This window comes from Bacillus sp. J33, from assembly GCF_000518885.1.
In the GTDB taxonomy this organism is placed as follows: domain Bacteria; phylum Bacillota; class Bacilli; order Bacillales; family Cytobacillaceae; genus Cytobacillus.
In genome coordinates this window covers 19,971-35,239 of record NZ_JAEL01000032.1, presented here as the reverse complement: position 1 = coordinate 35,239, position 15,269 = coordinate 19,971, and the positions used below count along the sequence as shown (strand labels likewise).

Below are 15,269 nucleotides of genomic sequence, written 5' to 3'. Positions count from 1 at the left end.
CCCGGGGGAACTATATATCAGCGAAAATTCTGATATAACCGCAAATTTTTAATTTTATCCGCTAAAAATTGAATATAACCGCGAATTCTTAAATTTATCCGCGAAACGCCAGCCGGTTTCCTTAAATCAAAAAAAGTGATATTATTTTCAATAAATTCTAAATATTATTAGAGAGGCAGGCTGGAAAGATGGCAAAGGTAGAGAATATAAGCTTTGCAGAGAATTTCCCAATTTCTTTTGCAGGGCTGGAGAAAGAAGCAGAGAAGGTAATGGGGGCTGGAGGATTTGGATATGTCCAATCAGGTGCAGGCGGGGAAGAAACGCTGAGAAAAAATACAGAATCCTTCGCAAAGTATTCGATTGTACCCAGAATGCTGAGGGACGTTTCTGTTCCTGATACGAGTGTAACTCTTTTCGGAAAGACATATCCTTATCCGGTTTTTTTGGCGCCAATCGGAATGCAGCGCCTTGAACATAAGGAGGGAGAAATTGCTTCTGCCAGAGCGGCGGCTACTTATGGAATTCCTTTTATCCAAAGTACAGTATCCAGCTATTCTATAGAAGAAGTCGCTGCAGCGACCGGCAACAGCTCAAAGTGGTTCCAGCTTTATTGGTCCAATCATGAAGAGGCTGCTTTCAATATGGTGAGCCGTGCGGAGGAAGCAGGATATGAAGCGATCGTTTTAACGGTTGATACAGTCATGATGGGGTGGAGGGAAGCGGATCTCAGGAATAATTTTTCCCCTTTAAAGCTCGGCTATGGAAAAGCAAACTATGAATCTGACCCGGTATTCATGAGCTCTCTAAAAGATGGGGACGTGGTTCAAGGGATTCTTGATAATATTCACCACCCGACATTAAGCTGGGAGCATGTTGCGAGATTAAAAGAAAGAACGAATTTGCCGATTCTATTAAAAGGCATCCTCCATCCGGAGGATGCAAAGCTTGCTGTTGAAAAGGGGATAGATGGCATCATTGTTTCCAATCATGGCGGCAGGCAGCTGGATGGCGTGACGGCGGCGATTGATGCCCTTGGACCAATTTCAAAAGAAGTCAATGGACGGATACCCGTGTTATTTGACAGTGGGATTCGCCGAGGCTCTGATGTGGTTAAGGCGCTGGCTCTGGGAGCGGATGCCATTTGCCTGGGAAGGCCATATGTGTATGGCTTGGCCATTGGGGGGCAGGCTGGCGTGGAAAAAGTACTTGCCAATTTTATAGAAGAAACAAAAGTCTCCCTTTCCTTGGCTGGGGTTTGCAGCTTGAAGTATATAGACGGTTTGCAGCTATTGAGATAGTGTAAGAGAAGAAGCTCCCAAGGGTATTTTGCAGACAGAAGAATCCATCTTTAATAATAGTCTATAAAGGTACGGCCAAAGCGAAAATGGCAGACTTAAGCCGAAAAGCATGGCTGAACTTATCAAAGGCGAATCCGTTCAAAGTATTGTCAGAAATTAAAGGGCCTCACATCGGCTGCATTGATAAAAGCATCTAAGCAAAAAGAATGATGACAGTGCCAGGATAATTTGATAAGCTTGAAATAGCTTATCAAATTGAATATCTATGAACTACTAGGGGTGCCCCGAATGTGCGGGCTGAGAGGAGAGCGCGGTAAAGCTTTCCGACTCTTATGGACCTGATCTGGTTAGTGCCAGCGGAGGGAAGTAGGCTTTGGCGGTATGTCGAATCATTAATACTTGAAACCAAGCCAGGTCCTTTCGCGGATCTGGCTTTTTTGATACATACTTTTCTCCATGATAAGCAATCAGGCTGCCCTTTAGGAAGGAGGCTAATATGAACAAAACCCGTTTATTGACCACCATGGCTTTATTTGTAGCGATTGGAACGCTTGGCTCTCATTTACTTTGGTTTCCTGCAGGTATCGCAAAAGCATATCCAGTCCAGCATGCGGTAAATGTTTTGGCTGCAGTTACGCTTGGACCGCTGCCAGCCGTGGGAGTGGCATTTATGATCGGCCTTCTGAGGAATCTGCTTGGATTTGGTACGCTGCTTGCGTTTCCAGGCGGAATGATTGGTGCGTTTTTGGCAGGCGTGCTTTATTTAAAATTTGGCCGGAAAATCTGGGCTGCAGTTGGTGAAGTGGTGGGAACAGGCATAATTGGAGCGCTGTTTGCAGTCCCGTATGCAAAGATTTTGATGGGAAGCGCAGCTGGTGCGTTTTTCTTTGTTCCGCCCTTTCTTGTCAGCAGTTTTACCGGTGCGGCTATTGGGTGGATCATTCTCGCCAAAGTGAAGGAGAGGAATTTGGTGCAGAATATGTGAGCTTCTGATAGTGTGGCCGCTGTTGTTCCAGAAAAAGTGGATCTGGAATGAAGCAGCTGCTCCGGGTCTAGTGAGAAAAAGCGGCATCAAAGGAAGCAGCATTTTTGGCCAGATCTAAAAAAGGCAGTGCAAAAGCGGGCGAATACCCCCGCAGCAAGCGAAAGAATCAGTATCAAAGTGTTATAAACGACAGGAAAACTGCTAGGGGCGCTACGGCTGAGATAAGGATTTTTCCTTTGTCCCTTGGAACCTGATCTGGGTAATGCCAGCGCAGGGAAGCGGTGAGGACTTCTATTTTATCCTCATGCTTTTCCCCGGCAGCTTCTGAATTATAAGGAGGCTATTTTTTATGACTTTTACAGAAATTCTTCGCAAGGAAAATGATGATTTATTCCAGTTGATTTTTCAGCATCCATTTGTACAGGGCATTGGGAGAGGGGATGTGCCGAAAGAGGCGCTTGCCCATTATATTAAAGCGGATTACGAGTACCTGAATGCGTTCATGCACATTTATGGTATTGCAATCTCGAAGTCGACCGAGCGGAAAGATATTGCTTATTTTAACCAGCAAATTGAATTTGTGCTGAATTCTGAAATTCACCCTCACCATAATTTTTGCCAGCAGATTGGCGTGGATTATGAAGTATTGCAGGGCTACCCGCTTCCTCCAACAGCTGATCATTATGTGAAGCATATGATGTATCATGCCCATACTGGCGGGATGGGTGAAATCCTTTCTGCGCTATTGCCATGTCCTTGGACTTATTGGGAAATTGGGCTGGAGCTGATGAAGCAATACGAGCCTGATGAGGACCATCCGTTTTATCCATGGATTTCTTTCTATGCAAATTTAAGGGTAGAGGCCGTTACGATGAATATGAGAAACCGGTTGGATGAGCTTGCGCAAAAGGCTTCTCCTGAAGAAAGGCAGCGAATGAAGGACGCTTTCCGCAAAAGCTGCCAGCTGGAACTTGGATTCTGGGAGATGGCGTATACTTGTGAGGAATGGCCAGCAGGGAACGCAATTGTCACCCCATAATACATGGAAAACGCCTGTTTCTGCTTTACGGCAGGGCAGGCGTTTTTTTCAAAAATCCCATCTATAGTGTGCGGTAATGGGTGTTTTAAAGGAAGACAATTTCACTTCGGCAGCAAAAGGTGCAGAGTTGTGGATAACGTATGGAATGCCATCTTTTGTCCGTTTGTCCGATATAATCGCCACATGGTCAAATTTAGGTGAAAGGAAAATAACGATATCTCCTGGCTGCCATTCCTGGAGGTTTTCGATCTCTCCTGGAATAAGCTCAGTTGTTAAAGATTTAGCGTAACGGCTGAAATATACATCTTGATTAGGGACACGCCTGAAATCGATGTTTGGATCAGGGTTTCCCTGTACTCGGGGGTATAGATCTGTATTCTCTGCGATATCCTTGTCTATCAGATCCTTGATAGTGACTCCTGCCCCCTTGAATCCCCGCCAAATCAAATCTGTACATACGCCTTCACCATTAGGAGGATATCCCCCGGCGTAATAGGTGCTTTTATAAGGCGTTCGCTGTTCTACTTCTTTTCTCGCTGCCTGAACTACATCAATAGGATCTGAAATCCCGTTTTGATTGCGGTCAGCCTGTGAAAAATCTGCAGGAACTTCAACTTTTTTTCCAAAGGGTTTTTCGATATGCAGGCCGAGTGAATCCAGTATGATTCCATTTCGAAATAAAAATAAGAATAACAGCAGGACTCCCAGTATGGCAGCGAAAAGTCTTTTTAGCATGATGTTTCTCCTTTTGCGTTTTAAGGATTAGACGCTCTCTTTTCCAAAAAGTTACATGTTCTATGTTATGATAAAGCCAAAGAACCCATTAGAGAGGCGATATCATGGCACACCGATTAGGAATATCCGGAAGCGTTATTTTGTCTGACAGCGAAAAGTTTTCACAGCTGTTTAAAGACAACCTGCAGCATATTGAGATTGGTGAATTTGCTGATAAGGACTCATTTCGTTCCTTTTTTAATTCGCTGCAGAAAACAGGTATGAGCTTTGGGCTGCATTCGCCGCTTTTGCGGGGGCACAGCAAATATGACCTTATCGAAAAAGTGAATATTGATCCGAAAGAGGCATGGAGCCAATTTGAATCTGAAGTTGCGGAAATGTCCCGGCATGGCGCTGAGTACATCTTGGTACACTTTCCTTATTTTAAAAAAGAGACAACAGAAGATCCGGCAGAGATGATTGAAGCGGGGCTTCAAAAGCTGAGTGCCCTTCAGAAAAAATACGGAATTCAGATTGTGTGCGAACCGAAGTTGGGGCTTCAGCGTTCTCCCGCGGGGATTAACTACCTGGACCATTTTTCCCTGGAGACCTGGACGAAGTATGGCCTCAAAATATGTATTGATATCGGTGATTATATGATGGCTGCAGGGGATAAGGCCCTTTCATATATTAGAAAATGGGCGGAATTTGTTCGTGTGGTCCACCTGCATAATGTTGAATACCATGGTGAAAAGTACATTTGGGTGCCCGTTCATCCTTCTCATGAACATGATGGCCAGCATTTTAAAATAAAGGAAATACTGCAATTTTTAACGAAGGAGTGCCAGGATGTAATTTTCGTACTGGAGCATACTCCGCATACAAATCCTGAAGTGAAAGTGGTGGATGAAGGGATTGAATGGGTGAGAAAGATCATTGGAAAAGGGCCTGTCCGTTAAGGAAGCAGGCCTTTCTTTATAAAGGATATTCTTTGCTCTTATAACAGATGGCGGAATGGGAAGTTGAGCATAAATCTGAAAAGTTGCGCATAAATGGGAGAGATTGAGACATAAATTGAAAAAGTCAGGCGCAAATCATTGAAAGTGGGGCATAAATTTTGAAATGGGACAGACATCGCCGTCGTTAAAAGGAATTTGAAACAGACGAGTAGAGATAGATATGTTTGGAAAATGCCAGAACCTGCAAGCACTCGGATAAATTTCTATGGTGTATATAGGAATAACCTCCTTTTCATGTTATATTATATGTGAAGTTATTCACAAACAATATAAAAGGGGGAGTGATTAACTAATGCTGGCATCAAAATTGAAAACGGCTTTGCATACATCCGTTATTTTCACTTTTGGATTTTGGCTGCTTTTACTTTTTACAGAAGGGGAAATGTTTTCTTTCGTACTGGTCATCATTTTCCTCTATTGTCTGTTTGGGAATCTGATTTATGGGATCCCGGTTTCGCTGCTGTCCGAGTATCTCACAAAGAGGATGGTCAAATGGCGGTTTGCCGCGGCAGCTTTTATACATACAATTTTAGGGGCTTTGAGCTATTTTGCAGTAAAAGATTTTGTTTTTTTTGTTCTTCTGTCGGCAGTGCTTTTCTTTTTGGTGGATGAATGGCGGAAATGGGATCGGGAAATGCCAGCTGGTAAAATAGCTGCATGGAATGCCGCGGGGTTTTTATTGGCTGTTCTGCTGCCAATAGGTCTTGTTTGGATGCTTCAAAAAGCCGAATTAGAACCAAGGACGAATGATCTTTACTTAATTCCTAAAGGATATGTTGGCCAGGTGACAATTCTGCATGAGTACGAGAATGCGCCTGAGCCGGAGACAGAGGGAAAGTATGATGTTATTCGGGTGAATGACAGAGGGTATGCCGTTACCGCTTTGCCGCAAAGTGAAGGCTATATAGAAAACCTATACTATCATGTTGATGAAAATGGAGATCACGAAGAAATTCCTGAAGGCTGTATTTCCCTTGGAGGGGCTGGTGCAGTTCAAGCTGAAGGAAACGAATATTCTTATACTCATTTCTCGGTTGCCTGCAATGAACATGGTGATATGATTGAGCTTGGAGACAGGCCATTTATAGAGGATATCCTTTATGAAGAAGGTGTGTTTGATATGGAGGAGAATAAGTAGTTCCGAAAATCAATCAAACGTTTGACTGAACAAAAAAAGCTGGATATTCCAGCTTTTTTTGTTATTTTACAGTTAATTGGCTAAGCTGATGCTCATGAATCTGATCTTTGGTTACGTGGACTTTAATATTGTAAGAACCTGATTTCGAAAAGGATTTGCTTGCTTGATATTCACCTGAGCTGCTTTCTGAAGCATCTATATACTCGGACTCCTCCTGGTCATCCTGCCAAATTTCAAAACTGACATTTGCCTCGGTTAAAGGCTGGCCTTCCTGCAGGATTGTAGCGGTCAATTCAGCTTCTTCATTCTCTTTGAGGACTCCGCCTGTTTCCAGATTTATTGAAACATGGCTATGTGGATGTTCTTCTTCCTGAAAGACAGCTGTATTTTCAGGTGTACCGGCAATGACTTGCTTTGTCGGCATCTGGTGCATATTTCTTGCAGTTACGTGAGCTACTACAAAGTATTGTCCATCTTCAGAAAAGCTCTTTTTGGCGGAATAGATGCCATCGCCCTGATGTTCAGCACTTAGCATCTCCCGGTCATTTTGCCCGGATTGCCATACTTCAAAAACAACATCATTTGCATCGGTTACTTTTTCGTCCCCCTGTGTGACAAGTGCCTTCAGGTTTACTTCCTCATGCGAATGGATCGTTTCAGGCGTCTGAATCGTAACCTCCAGCGGAAGTTTGTTTTCGTTCTTCCCGCTTTCTTTTTCCATGGAACAGGCAGCGAGAAGGAGAATACTAAATAATATAACGGTATACTTTTTCATCTTTACTCCTCTTTCTATGCATTTTCCTTATAAAGTATGGACAATGGAGGCTGTTTTTATAACTAAATGTATTATGGTGCCCAGAGCTGAAAAAAATATGCAAAAAAACAGCCTGGAAATTCCAGGCTGTTAAATTTAATTTCTTTCCGGTTGCTTTCCTGCATTAAAGCACCCTATGATAAAATATCCTGATTAATTTAACATGGATCCAACATGTTTTGTTGGATACTATTCATCCATAGGCAATGTGTTATGAAGATTTGGGGGTGCAGGCTTTAGCATTGGTTTGCCGCCTTCCGGTTTAGGATTGCTTACATATTTATATTCTCCCTGGCCATCGAGGGCAGGGCCTTGTGCCCATCTGCCTGTGCTGCTTTCTTCACCTGCTGATAGGTTGTAGAGTGTGTAAGAGATATCTGTGCGTTCTTTTTCACGAGGGAATGTGCTAGGTACGAGCAGGCCTTCCTTTTCCTCCAGCTCGGCAATAGCTGCAGCCCATTGGTTTTGATGGTAAGCGTCACGTGCGATCAGAACCGAAAGCAGATCCTTGACACCTTTATCATCTGTCATTTCATACAGCCTTGATGCCTGAAGCCGGCCTTGTGACTCTGCATTCAGGTTCGAACGGAAATCAGCCAGCAAGTTTCCGCTTGCAGTAATATAGGTTCCCATCCAAGGGTTGCCTGCACTATCTGCCGGACGTGCACCCAATCCGGAGACAATGGCATGCTGAGGGTTCATTCCTCCCATAATGGCTCCAACGACTGGATCCTTTGCTGCTTCTTCCTGCTGGTTTACAGGGGCATCGTCGAGCAGCCTGGCAACCATTGTTGCCAGCATTTCCACATGCCCAATTTCCTCAGTTCCAATATCCAATAGAAGATCACGATACTTTTCATTTCCCCGAGCTGCCCATCCCTGGAACATGTACTGCATCGCAACAGTCATTTCACCATATTGGCCGCCAATCAATTCCTGCAGCTTCTTGGCAAATACGGGATCCGGGCGTTCGGGCTTAGCTTCAAATTGCAGTTCTTTTACATGAAAAAACATCCTGGTTCCTCCTATTCTCTTTGACTGTTAAACCTACACTGTATCTATTGCCCTGAAAGTATAGGAAGAAACCTGAAATCTATAAATTAGTATATTAATATTTTGTTTCAAAAAGAAAATGACGTGCGAGATTCACACGTCATCATATAGAAGATTTTATTTTTTCAACAGCAAATAGATAAAATAAGGGGCCCCAATCAGTGCGACCATGATGCCTGCAGGGAGGCCGTCAGGGTCGACAAGGTTGCGGCCGACCGTGTCGGCAAATAGCAAGAGCCAGCCGCCAATAAGAATGGCGATTGGAATAAACAGCTGATTTCGCGGCCCGACAAGCGCTTTGGCCATATGTGGCGCGATCAGGCCAATAAAAGCAATACCGCCAGTTACCGATACGGCTGACGCTGCCAGTGCAACAGCCGTAAGCAGAAGGATAATCCGTTCCTTTTCAATCGATACGCCAATTCCGATGGCGACAGGTTCACTTAGACTTAAGAGATTCAACCGGTTTGCTTTATATAAAGTAAATGGAATAAGGAGGAGAAGCCATGGAAGAATCGCCCAAATGAATGGCCAATCCGTCCCCCAGACATTCCCTGAAAGCCATTTTGCAATGAAATCAACCTTTTCTCTTTCAGCGGAAGAGATCAGGACAATCATGGCACCGGATAGAGCCATGGAAAACCCAACCCCGACAAGGACCATTTTTACAGGCTGAAGCCCTTCGCGTTTGCTGTAGGAAAAAGCATAAATTAAGATGGCTGTAAGTAAAGCACCGAAAAACGCACATAGCGGCAGCATATAGATGAAAGAGCCTGCTTCAATAGGGAAGAACAGAAAGAAAACAGCGATAGCAACCCCAGCTCCAGAGTTGATGCCTATGATTCCCGGATCTGCCAGGTCATTCCGGGTAATCCCCTGTAAAATGGCACCGGACAATGCAAGTGCCATGCCGGCTAATACCGTGATAAACACACGCGGCAGCCGAATGGAGAATAAGACGAATTCTTCTTTAAAAGTCCCCTGTCCCATAAGGGTCGGAATCAGGCGATCATATGAAAGGGAGGCATAGCCTAACCCCATTCCAATAATAATTGTAATCATAATAAGTGCCAGTAAAATTCCTAATAACATTCTTTGTTTTTTGATTAGCTCTGGCTGGATCATGAGAACGCCTTACCTCCTTTATGTACGATAAATAGGAAGAAGGGCAGCCCCATTATCGCAATGATAGCCGCTACAGGAGTCTCATATGGAGCATTGATTGTTCTGCCCAGTGTATCGGCCAGGAGCATGAAAGAAGCACCTGTTAGGGCTGACATAGGAAGAATAAAGCGATAATCAGTTCCGACAATAGCCCGCACAATATGAGGCACCATCAGCCCGATAAATGCCATATTGCCGACCAGTGCAACCGATGCACCTGCCAGAAGGGTAACGAGAATGAATAGAATGGTTTTAATTTGAGTTGTATTTTGGCCTAAGCCTACAGCTACCTCCTCATTTAAACTTAGGATAGTGAGCTGTTTTGACAGAAAGAGAGAAACAAGGATTCCGATTGAGATAACCGGTACAATCACTTGAAGCTGGCTCCAGGACGTGCCAACGATGCCTCCGGCTGTCCACATGCTGATGTCTTTTGAGATCTTAAAGTAAATGCCGATTCCTTCGGCAATGGCATAAAGGAAGGCGGAAACAGCCGCACCGGCCAATACAATCCGTATAGGGGAAAAGCCGCCTTTTTTCATAGCACCAATGCCGAAAACCATTAAGGCTCCGACGGAAGCACCGATAAAACAGGCAAATAATATCCCTAAATAATTTGCTGAAGGAATAAGAACGAGAGTTAAGGCAAGGGCAGCATTTGCCCCAGCCGTTAACCCAAGCAGGCCCGGATCAGCAAGTGGATTTCTCGTCATTCCCTGCATAATGGCCCCGGAAATACTAAGAGCTGCTCCAACGAAAATGGCTGCAATTTCCCGGGGCAGGCGTATTTCACGAATAATAGAAATTTTTTCTCCAGAGGCATTTGAACTAATCGCCAGCCAAACATCTCTGACAGTCACATCTGCGGCTCCAAAAACACAAGCAGCCACAAACATGCCGGCAAAAATAATGAATCCTGCAGCCAGTTTATATATAAATGGGGTGAAGCGCTGAGTATCTTTTGTCATTGTACTCTCATCTTTCTTCATAGAATAGGAAAGAGGAATTCCTAATTATAAGAATCCCTCCCTCAGTATTAGTTTCCTAAAAATGATTCCTTAAAAAATTCCAGCTGTGCATCAAGTGTGATTGGGTCACTGAAGGATGCACCATTGCCTTCCATTTCAAAGACGCGATTATTTTTTACGGCAGGGATATTTTTGTACGTTTCGGTTTCCTGGAACGAATGATCAGCATCAGAGTATTTGCTGAGGACAATATAATCTCCTGCATACTCTGGAAGCACTTCAGTCGAAATGGCATAATAGCCATCTTTCAACGCCATTTCCTTTACTTTTTCCGGCATCTTTAAATCCATTGCCTGGTACAGGATTTCAGTTCCGCGTGCCCAGTTATCGCCAAATACATAAAGCTGTTTATCAAAGATTTCGAATACAGATACGGTTGCATCTTCGCCTATTTTGGCACGGATTTCTTCACCTGCTGCTTGAGCTCGCTGTTCGAAGTCTTCCACCCATTTTTTTGCTTCCTCTTCTTTATTCAGAAGCTTGCCGATTTCCACATGCTGTGACAGATAATCTAATTTTCCCCATGTATAAGTTACAGTAGGGGCAATTTCCTTAAGCTTATCGTAATTTTTAACAGTAGATAAAGCAATGATTAAGTCTGGCTCCAATTCAATGATCTTTTCCAGGTTGTCTTCGGATACTTCTTCAGCATCTTTCAGCTCTTCTTCAAAACGAGGGTTATTTTTTGACCATGTATCCACTCCGACAATATTTACGCCTAACTGCATAACATTTCCTGTAAAGCCGGAAAGGAGGACAACTCGCTTAGGATCAGAAGGGACTTCAACCGGTCCGTTTTCAGATTCATAAGTAAAGGTGCCTGATTTTTTGTCTTCTTTTGGTTCTGCATCACTGGATTCTTTCTGCTCTGTATTGCCGCAGGCACTAATAAGCAGAAGCAGCAAGATCATAAACGGGATCAGTAGTTTCTTCATGTTGATTTTCTCCTTTTAGTAGATTATAAGTAATGCACAATGGCTTGTTCGTACGCGGGTCGCGTCCAATGACAGCATCAATATTGAACACTTTTCTCAGGACGTCATGTGTGATGACTTCTTCATAGCTTCCTGATTTGATAATTTCACCGTCTTTTAATGCAACAATATGGTCTGCGAAACGGGCTGCCTGATTTAAATCATGAAGGACCATCACAATGGTTCGTTCTTGTTCCTGGTTCAGTTTTTGAAGAAGTTCGAGAACCTCAAGCTGGTGTGCCATATCCAAATAGGTGGTTGGCTCATCAAGGAAAATAATATCAGTTTCCTGTGCCAGGGCCATTGCAATCCACACTCTTTGGCGCTGTCCGCCGGAGAGCGCATCCACTGGCCTGTACTTGAAATCGGCGGTGCCAGTTACTTCAAGCGCCCAGTCAATAACTTCATAGTCTTTTTTAGTTAGTCTTCCAAAGCCTTTTTGATAGGGAAAGCGGCCGTAAGAGACCAGTTCGCCAACCGTTAAACCGCTTGCACTTTCGGGTGTTTGCGGGAGAATCGCCATTTTCTTGGCAAGGACCTTCGTATTTTCCTTTGAGATGTTCTCGCCATCCAAAATCACAGTGCCCGATTGGTGAGCGATGATACGGGTAATGGCTTTTAAAAGGGTCGATTTTCCGCAGCCATTCGGACCGATAATGGTAGTGATCTTCTTATCAGGGATCTGGACACTAAGGTCTTTTACAATCAACCGTTCACTATACCCAATGTTCAAGCCATCTGTATAAAGACGGACCATTATGTAACCTCCGTTTTTTTAGAATTATATTTTCAATGATAATGATTATCAATGTCGGTTCCTTTCTACTATAAGTCTATCTGTTTTTTCTGTCAACATAATTTTATTAGGGAAAAGTTTTCAAATAAATTTTCATTGTAAAAGGAGAAGAAAGGTCGTATAGTTGAAGTGAGAATGATAATCAATAGTAATTGATTATAGGAGTGAACGGGAATGAAGCAGATGGATATCTATGATGTAACCGTAATTGGAGGAGGGCCTGCAGGGCTTTACAGCACTTTTTACAGCGGGTTAAGGGAAATGAAAACGAAATTGATCGAATTTCAGCCGCAGCTGGGCGGAAAGATACATGTGTATCCTGAGAAAATGATTTGGGATGTCGGCGGCCTGACGCCAACTCCAGGTGCAAAGCTGATCGAACAGCTGGTGGAGCAGGGGCTAACCTTTAATCCTGCGGTTATCCTTAATGAGAAAGTGGAATCCATCAGCAAGACGGAAGATGGAATATTTGTTTTAAAAGGGTCTTCTGGAGAGGAGCATTTTTCAAAAACGGTCATTGTCGCGGTTGGAAGCGGAATTTTAAAGCCGCAAAAGCTGCAGATCGAAGGAGCAGAACGATTTGAGGTTTCCAATCTGAATTATACGGTGAAGTCACTGGCACATTTCAAGGATAAAACGGTCATCGTTTCAGGTGGAGGCAATTCGGCAGTAGACTGGGCGAATGAATTGGAGCCGGTTGCGAAGCAGGTATATATCACTTGCAGGAGAGACGCTTTGACTGGCCATGAATCACAGGTTTCGCAGCTGATGAATAGCTCTGTCATTTGCATTTCCAATACGTCAATTACAAAATTGATTGCCGGTGCGAATCAGGAAGAAATTGATCAAGTGGAGCTTACTAATCACCAAACGGGCGAGATTTCTTATTTGCCGATTGATGAAGTGGTCATTAATCATGGATATGAACAGGATACCGAACTTTTAAAAAATAGCGATTTGAACATTGAAATGCTGGAAGATTTCTATATTGCCGGGAATGCAAACAGCGAGACTTCTGTTGAAGGGCTATATGCTGCCGGAGATATTCTAAAGCATGACGGCAAGCTTCATTTAATTGCCGGGGCATTTCAGGATGCGGCCAATGCTGTGAACAAAGCGAAGCAGTATATTGAGCCGGAAGCTGCCGGAGCAGCGATGGTTTCATCCCATAACGATGTCTTTAAAAAGCGGAATCGGGAGCTGGTCAAGCAGCTGGTGCGTTAAGGTGAAAATGGTAATATGCAAGTAACTATCCACATATAACATAGTTTTTCAGATTGAATCTCAGAAGATTAGCAGAAAAAGGGGCGCGGGGTTCCCGGAACATACCCTTGCTGTGAGTATAGGGCTCCGTATGTTTTTTAATAATTGATTATAGGAAATGACGTGTGAATTAGCACACGTCATTTTCTTTGTTTATCATGCTTTTTATATGCCAGGCAGCTATATCAAAACGGCTATCACTAAGTTTAAGAATTCCATAAAAGCACTTCAAAACAGAACCCTTTACATTAAGTGCAGCCGGTTTTTTACATGCTTGGCTTTTCATTAACCTGTATTTCTGTCCGAAGCTGGCGAGACTTTACAAAGAACACTGCTGTCATGACCAGGGACAGTATTCCAAAAATAACAACCATCAGCTGCAGTCCGACTGCATCCAATAGGAATCCTGTCAGCAGGAGCACAGCCTGGAAAGTGACACGGTCTAGCATGTTTCGGAAGGAGAAGAATCTCCCGTGAAACTCTTTAGGCACTCTTGTTTGAAAAATGGTGGCTGCGGTCGGGAAGAAACAGCCGACGGCAAATCCGAAAATAAAGAAGGCCGCAATGGACAGAACAGGTACATCAGCGAAATAAAGGAGAAGCTGGGAAACACCTATGACAAATGAAAAGAAAAATAGAATTGCATAAGGCGACCGTTTTTGGCTGATTTGTTTGACGATAAAAGCGCCAAGCATAAAGCCGATTCCCTCTGCCGTATAGATTATTCCTTTAATGGATGAGCTGTCCTGAATTTCGCTGATGTTGATGACCATCAAATTGAAGCCGCCAAGGAACAGCAAGGGGACCAGGGTTAGAATCAATGTCATAAACACGATTGGAAGGTTTTTAATAATCGGGAAAACTTCTTTAAAGCCTCCACTGCTTTTTCCTGTGCCTTTGGCTGTGCTTTGTTCCTTGTTTGATTCTTCAAAGTCCATAAACCACGTAAGAATGAAAAGAAGGAAGTAGGCGACCAGCGATCCGATGTAAAGCATGGATAATGGCAGGATTACCAATAGAACACCTGCTAAGGCTGTACCCAATATCCGTGAAAGGGTGGAAACATTCATATGAACTCCATTCAGCTGCAGCAAATCTTTTTCAGCCACCACAAGGGGGATTGCTGCCTGCAGTGCCGGAAAATAAAAGGCGGCAGATAATTGAATGACCACCAAAAACAAGACCATCCACCAGACTGATCCGGTCTGTATAGCGATGAGCATGAATATAACACTAATGGACCTGACAAAGCCGGCCCCGAGCATAACCGTCTTTTTGTTCAGCTGGTCAGTAATTCTCCCGGCAAGAGGGCCAACTGCTATTCCAGCCAGCAGTCCGGATGCAAGAATAATCGATTTCAAAAAGTCGGAAGGAACTTTCTCCTGCATAAATTCCAAGTTTCCAATGATGCCTAGCCACAGGCCTAATCCGGCTACAAATTCACCAATCAATAAAATCCAAACATTTTTATTCTTCCACATATTTGTGCCTCTCGTTCTTATTAATTCGATAATCTAAAGATACTATAAACTTACAAAATATTGAATCTAATTTTTAAAATAGTTGAAAATGAAAATCGTTATCAATTATAATAACAGAAAAGAAGCAGAGGAGGAAATAGGAATGTTTATTCAATTAAAGACAATTACAGTCAAAGAGGGCCATGCGGAAAAAATGGTGGAGCGTTTTGCAGGAGAAGGGATGATCGAAGAACAGCCGGGATTCCTTGATCTGAATGTATTAAAGAAAAAGCAGCGCAGCGGTGATGAAGAAGTGATTATTATGATTCGCTGGGAATCAGAAGAAGCCTGGAAGGCATGGGAAACAAGCGATGTACATATTGCAGGCCACCGTGCGAACCGCGGCAAGCCAAAGCCTGAATTTATTATTGAAAGCCGCCAGGATGTATATCATGTTGTGGGCCGAAAGCAATACCGGGAGCTTGCAGAAATCAAATAAGCTGAAATGCCCATTCATAAAGGGA

Annotated in this window: 15 protein-coding genes and 2 riboswitches; of the genes, 7 read left to right on the top strand and 8 right to left on the bottom strand. The window is 43.5% G+C overall.

The genetic code is table 11. The annotated features are described in order from the left end of the window. The first annotated feature begins 188 nt into the window (after positions 1-188). The 3 genes from L634_RS0111600 (at position 189) to tenA (ending at position 3,322) form a co-directional block, all read left to right on the top strand. Positions 189-1,298 (top strand): alpha-hydroxy-acid oxidizing protein, encoded by a 1,110-nt coding sequence (locus tag L634_RS0111600; RefSeq protein WP_026582598.1) that lies wholly within the window; start codon positions 189-191, stop codon positions 1,296-1,298. A 265-nt stretch (positions 1,299-1,563) separates the two neighbouring features. Continuing rightward, a riboswitch (TPP riboswitch) is annotated at positions 1,564-1,680 on the top strand. Between the two features lie 114 nt (positions 1,681-1,794). Next, the gene (gene thiW / locus L634_RS0111590; protein ID WP_026582597.1) at positions 1,795-2,283 is read left to right on the top strand and encodes an energy coupling factor transporter S component ThiW; all 489 of its coding nucleotides are present in this window, start codon (positions 1,795-1,797) and stop codon (positions 2,281-2,283) included. 193 nt (positions 2,284-2,476) lie between these two features. Continuing rightward, a riboswitch (TPP riboswitch) is annotated at positions 2,477-2,577 on the top strand. Between the two features lie 55 nt (positions 2,578-2,632). Beyond that, positions 2,633-3,322 (top strand): thiaminase II, encoded by a 690-nt coding sequence (tenA, locus tag L634_RS0111575; protein ID WP_026582596.1) that lies wholly within the window; start codon positions 2,633-2,635, stop codon positions 3,320-3,322. 48 nt (positions 3,323-3,370) lie between these two features. Here the strand turns inward: tenA and L634_RS0111570 are convergent, their stop codons facing one another. Then, entirely contained in the window at positions 3,371-4,057 is a 687-nt protein-coding gene (locus L634_RS0111570) for a DUF1287 domain-containing protein (protein WP_034262558.1), read from the bottom strand. Positions 4,058-4,161: 104 nt separating this feature from the next. Here L634_RS0111570 and L634_RS0111565 point away from each other — a divergent pair, with 104 nt between their 5' ends. Together L634_RS0111565 and L634_RS0111560 are read left to right on the top strand one after the other, a co-directional pair. Continuing rightward, the gene (locus L634_RS0111565; protein ID WP_026582594.1) at positions 4,162-4,995 is read left to right on the top strand and encodes a sugar phosphate isomerase/epimerase family protein; all 834 of its coding nucleotides are present in this window, start codon (positions 4,162-4,164) and stop codon (positions 4,993-4,995) included. Between the two features lie 352 nt (positions 4,996-5,347). Beyond that, on the top strand, positions 5,348-6,193 hold the full coding sequence (locus tag L634_RS0111560; protein ID WP_026582593.1) for a DUF6843 domain-containing protein: 846 nt from the start codon (positions 5,348-5,350) through the stop codon (positions 6,191-6,193). Between the two features lie 61 nt (positions 6,194-6,254). Here L634_RS0111560 and L634_RS0111555 read toward each other — a convergent pair whose 3' ends face one another. The 6 genes from L634_RS0111555 to L634_RS0111525 all read right to left on the bottom strand — a co-directional run bounded on the left by L634_RS0111555 (position 6,255) and on the right by L634_RS0111525 (position 11,983). After that, the gene (locus L634_RS0111555) at positions 6,255-6,968 is read right to left on the bottom strand and encodes a FixH family protein (RefSeq protein ID WP_026582592.1); all 714 of its coding nucleotides are present in this window, start codon (positions 6,966-6,968) and stop codon (positions 6,255-6,257) included. Positions 6,969-7,196: 228 nt separating this feature from the next. Further along, positions 7,197-8,021 carry a manganese catalase family protein gene (locus L634_RS0111545; RefSeq protein ID WP_026582591.1) on the bottom strand — a complete coding sequence of 275 codons (825 nt, stop codon included), beginning with the start codon at positions 8,019-8,021 and terminating at the stop codon, positions 7,197-7,199. Positions 8,022-8,177: 156 nt separating this feature from the next. Next, positions 8,178-9,185 (bottom strand): FecCD family ABC transporter permease, encoded by a 1,008-nt coding sequence (locus L634_RS0111540; protein ID WP_026582590.1) that lies wholly within the window; start codon positions 9,183-9,185, stop codon positions 8,178-8,180. Beyond that, positions 9,182-10,192, bottom strand: a complete 1,011-nt coding sequence (locus L634_RS0111535; RefSeq protein WP_026582589.1) for a FecCD family ABC transporter permease — start codon at positions 10,190-10,192, stop codon at positions 9,182-9,184. Before L634_RS0111535 ends, L634_RS0111540 begins: the two co-directional genes overlap by 4 nt. 68 nt (positions 10,193-10,260) lie before the next feature. Continuing rightward, a complete protein-coding gene (locus tag L634_RS0111530) occupies positions 10,261-11,187 on the bottom strand; it encodes an iron-hydroxamate ABC transporter substrate-binding protein (RefSeq protein WP_026582588.1) in 927 nt (308 codons plus the stop codon). After that, positions 11,138-11,983 (bottom strand): ABC transporter ATP-binding protein, encoded by an 846-nt coding sequence (locus L634_RS0111525; protein WP_026582587.1) that lies wholly within the window; start codon positions 11,981-11,983, stop codon positions 11,138-11,140. Before L634_RS0111525 ends, L634_RS0111530 begins: the two co-directional genes overlap by 50 nt. 213 nt (positions 11,984-12,196) lie before the next feature. Between L634_RS0111525 and L634_RS0111520 the strand changes: the two genes are divergently transcribed. Further along, complete coding sequence (locus L634_RS0111520) at positions 12,197-13,246, top strand: NAD(P)/FAD-dependent oxidoreductase (protein WP_026582586.1); 1,050 nt, start codon at positions 12,197-12,199, stop codon at positions 13,244-13,246. A gap of 305 nt (positions 13,247-13,551) precedes the next feature. Here L634_RS0111520 and L634_RS0111515 read toward each other — a convergent pair whose 3' ends face one another. After that, on the bottom strand, positions 13,552-14,766 hold the full coding sequence (locus tag L634_RS0111515; RefSeq protein ID WP_026582585.1) for an MFS transporter: 1,215 nt from the start codon (positions 14,764-14,766) through the stop codon (positions 13,552-13,554). A 142-nt stretch (positions 14,767-14,908) separates the two neighbouring features. Between L634_RS0111515 and L634_RS0111510 the strand changes: the two genes are divergently transcribed. Further along, positions 14,909-15,244, top strand: a complete 336-nt coding sequence (locus tag L634_RS0111510) for an antibiotic biosynthesis monooxygenase family protein (protein ID WP_026582584.1) — start codon at positions 14,909-14,911, stop codon at positions 15,242-15,244. Positions 15,245-15,269 lie beyond the last annotated feature (25 nt).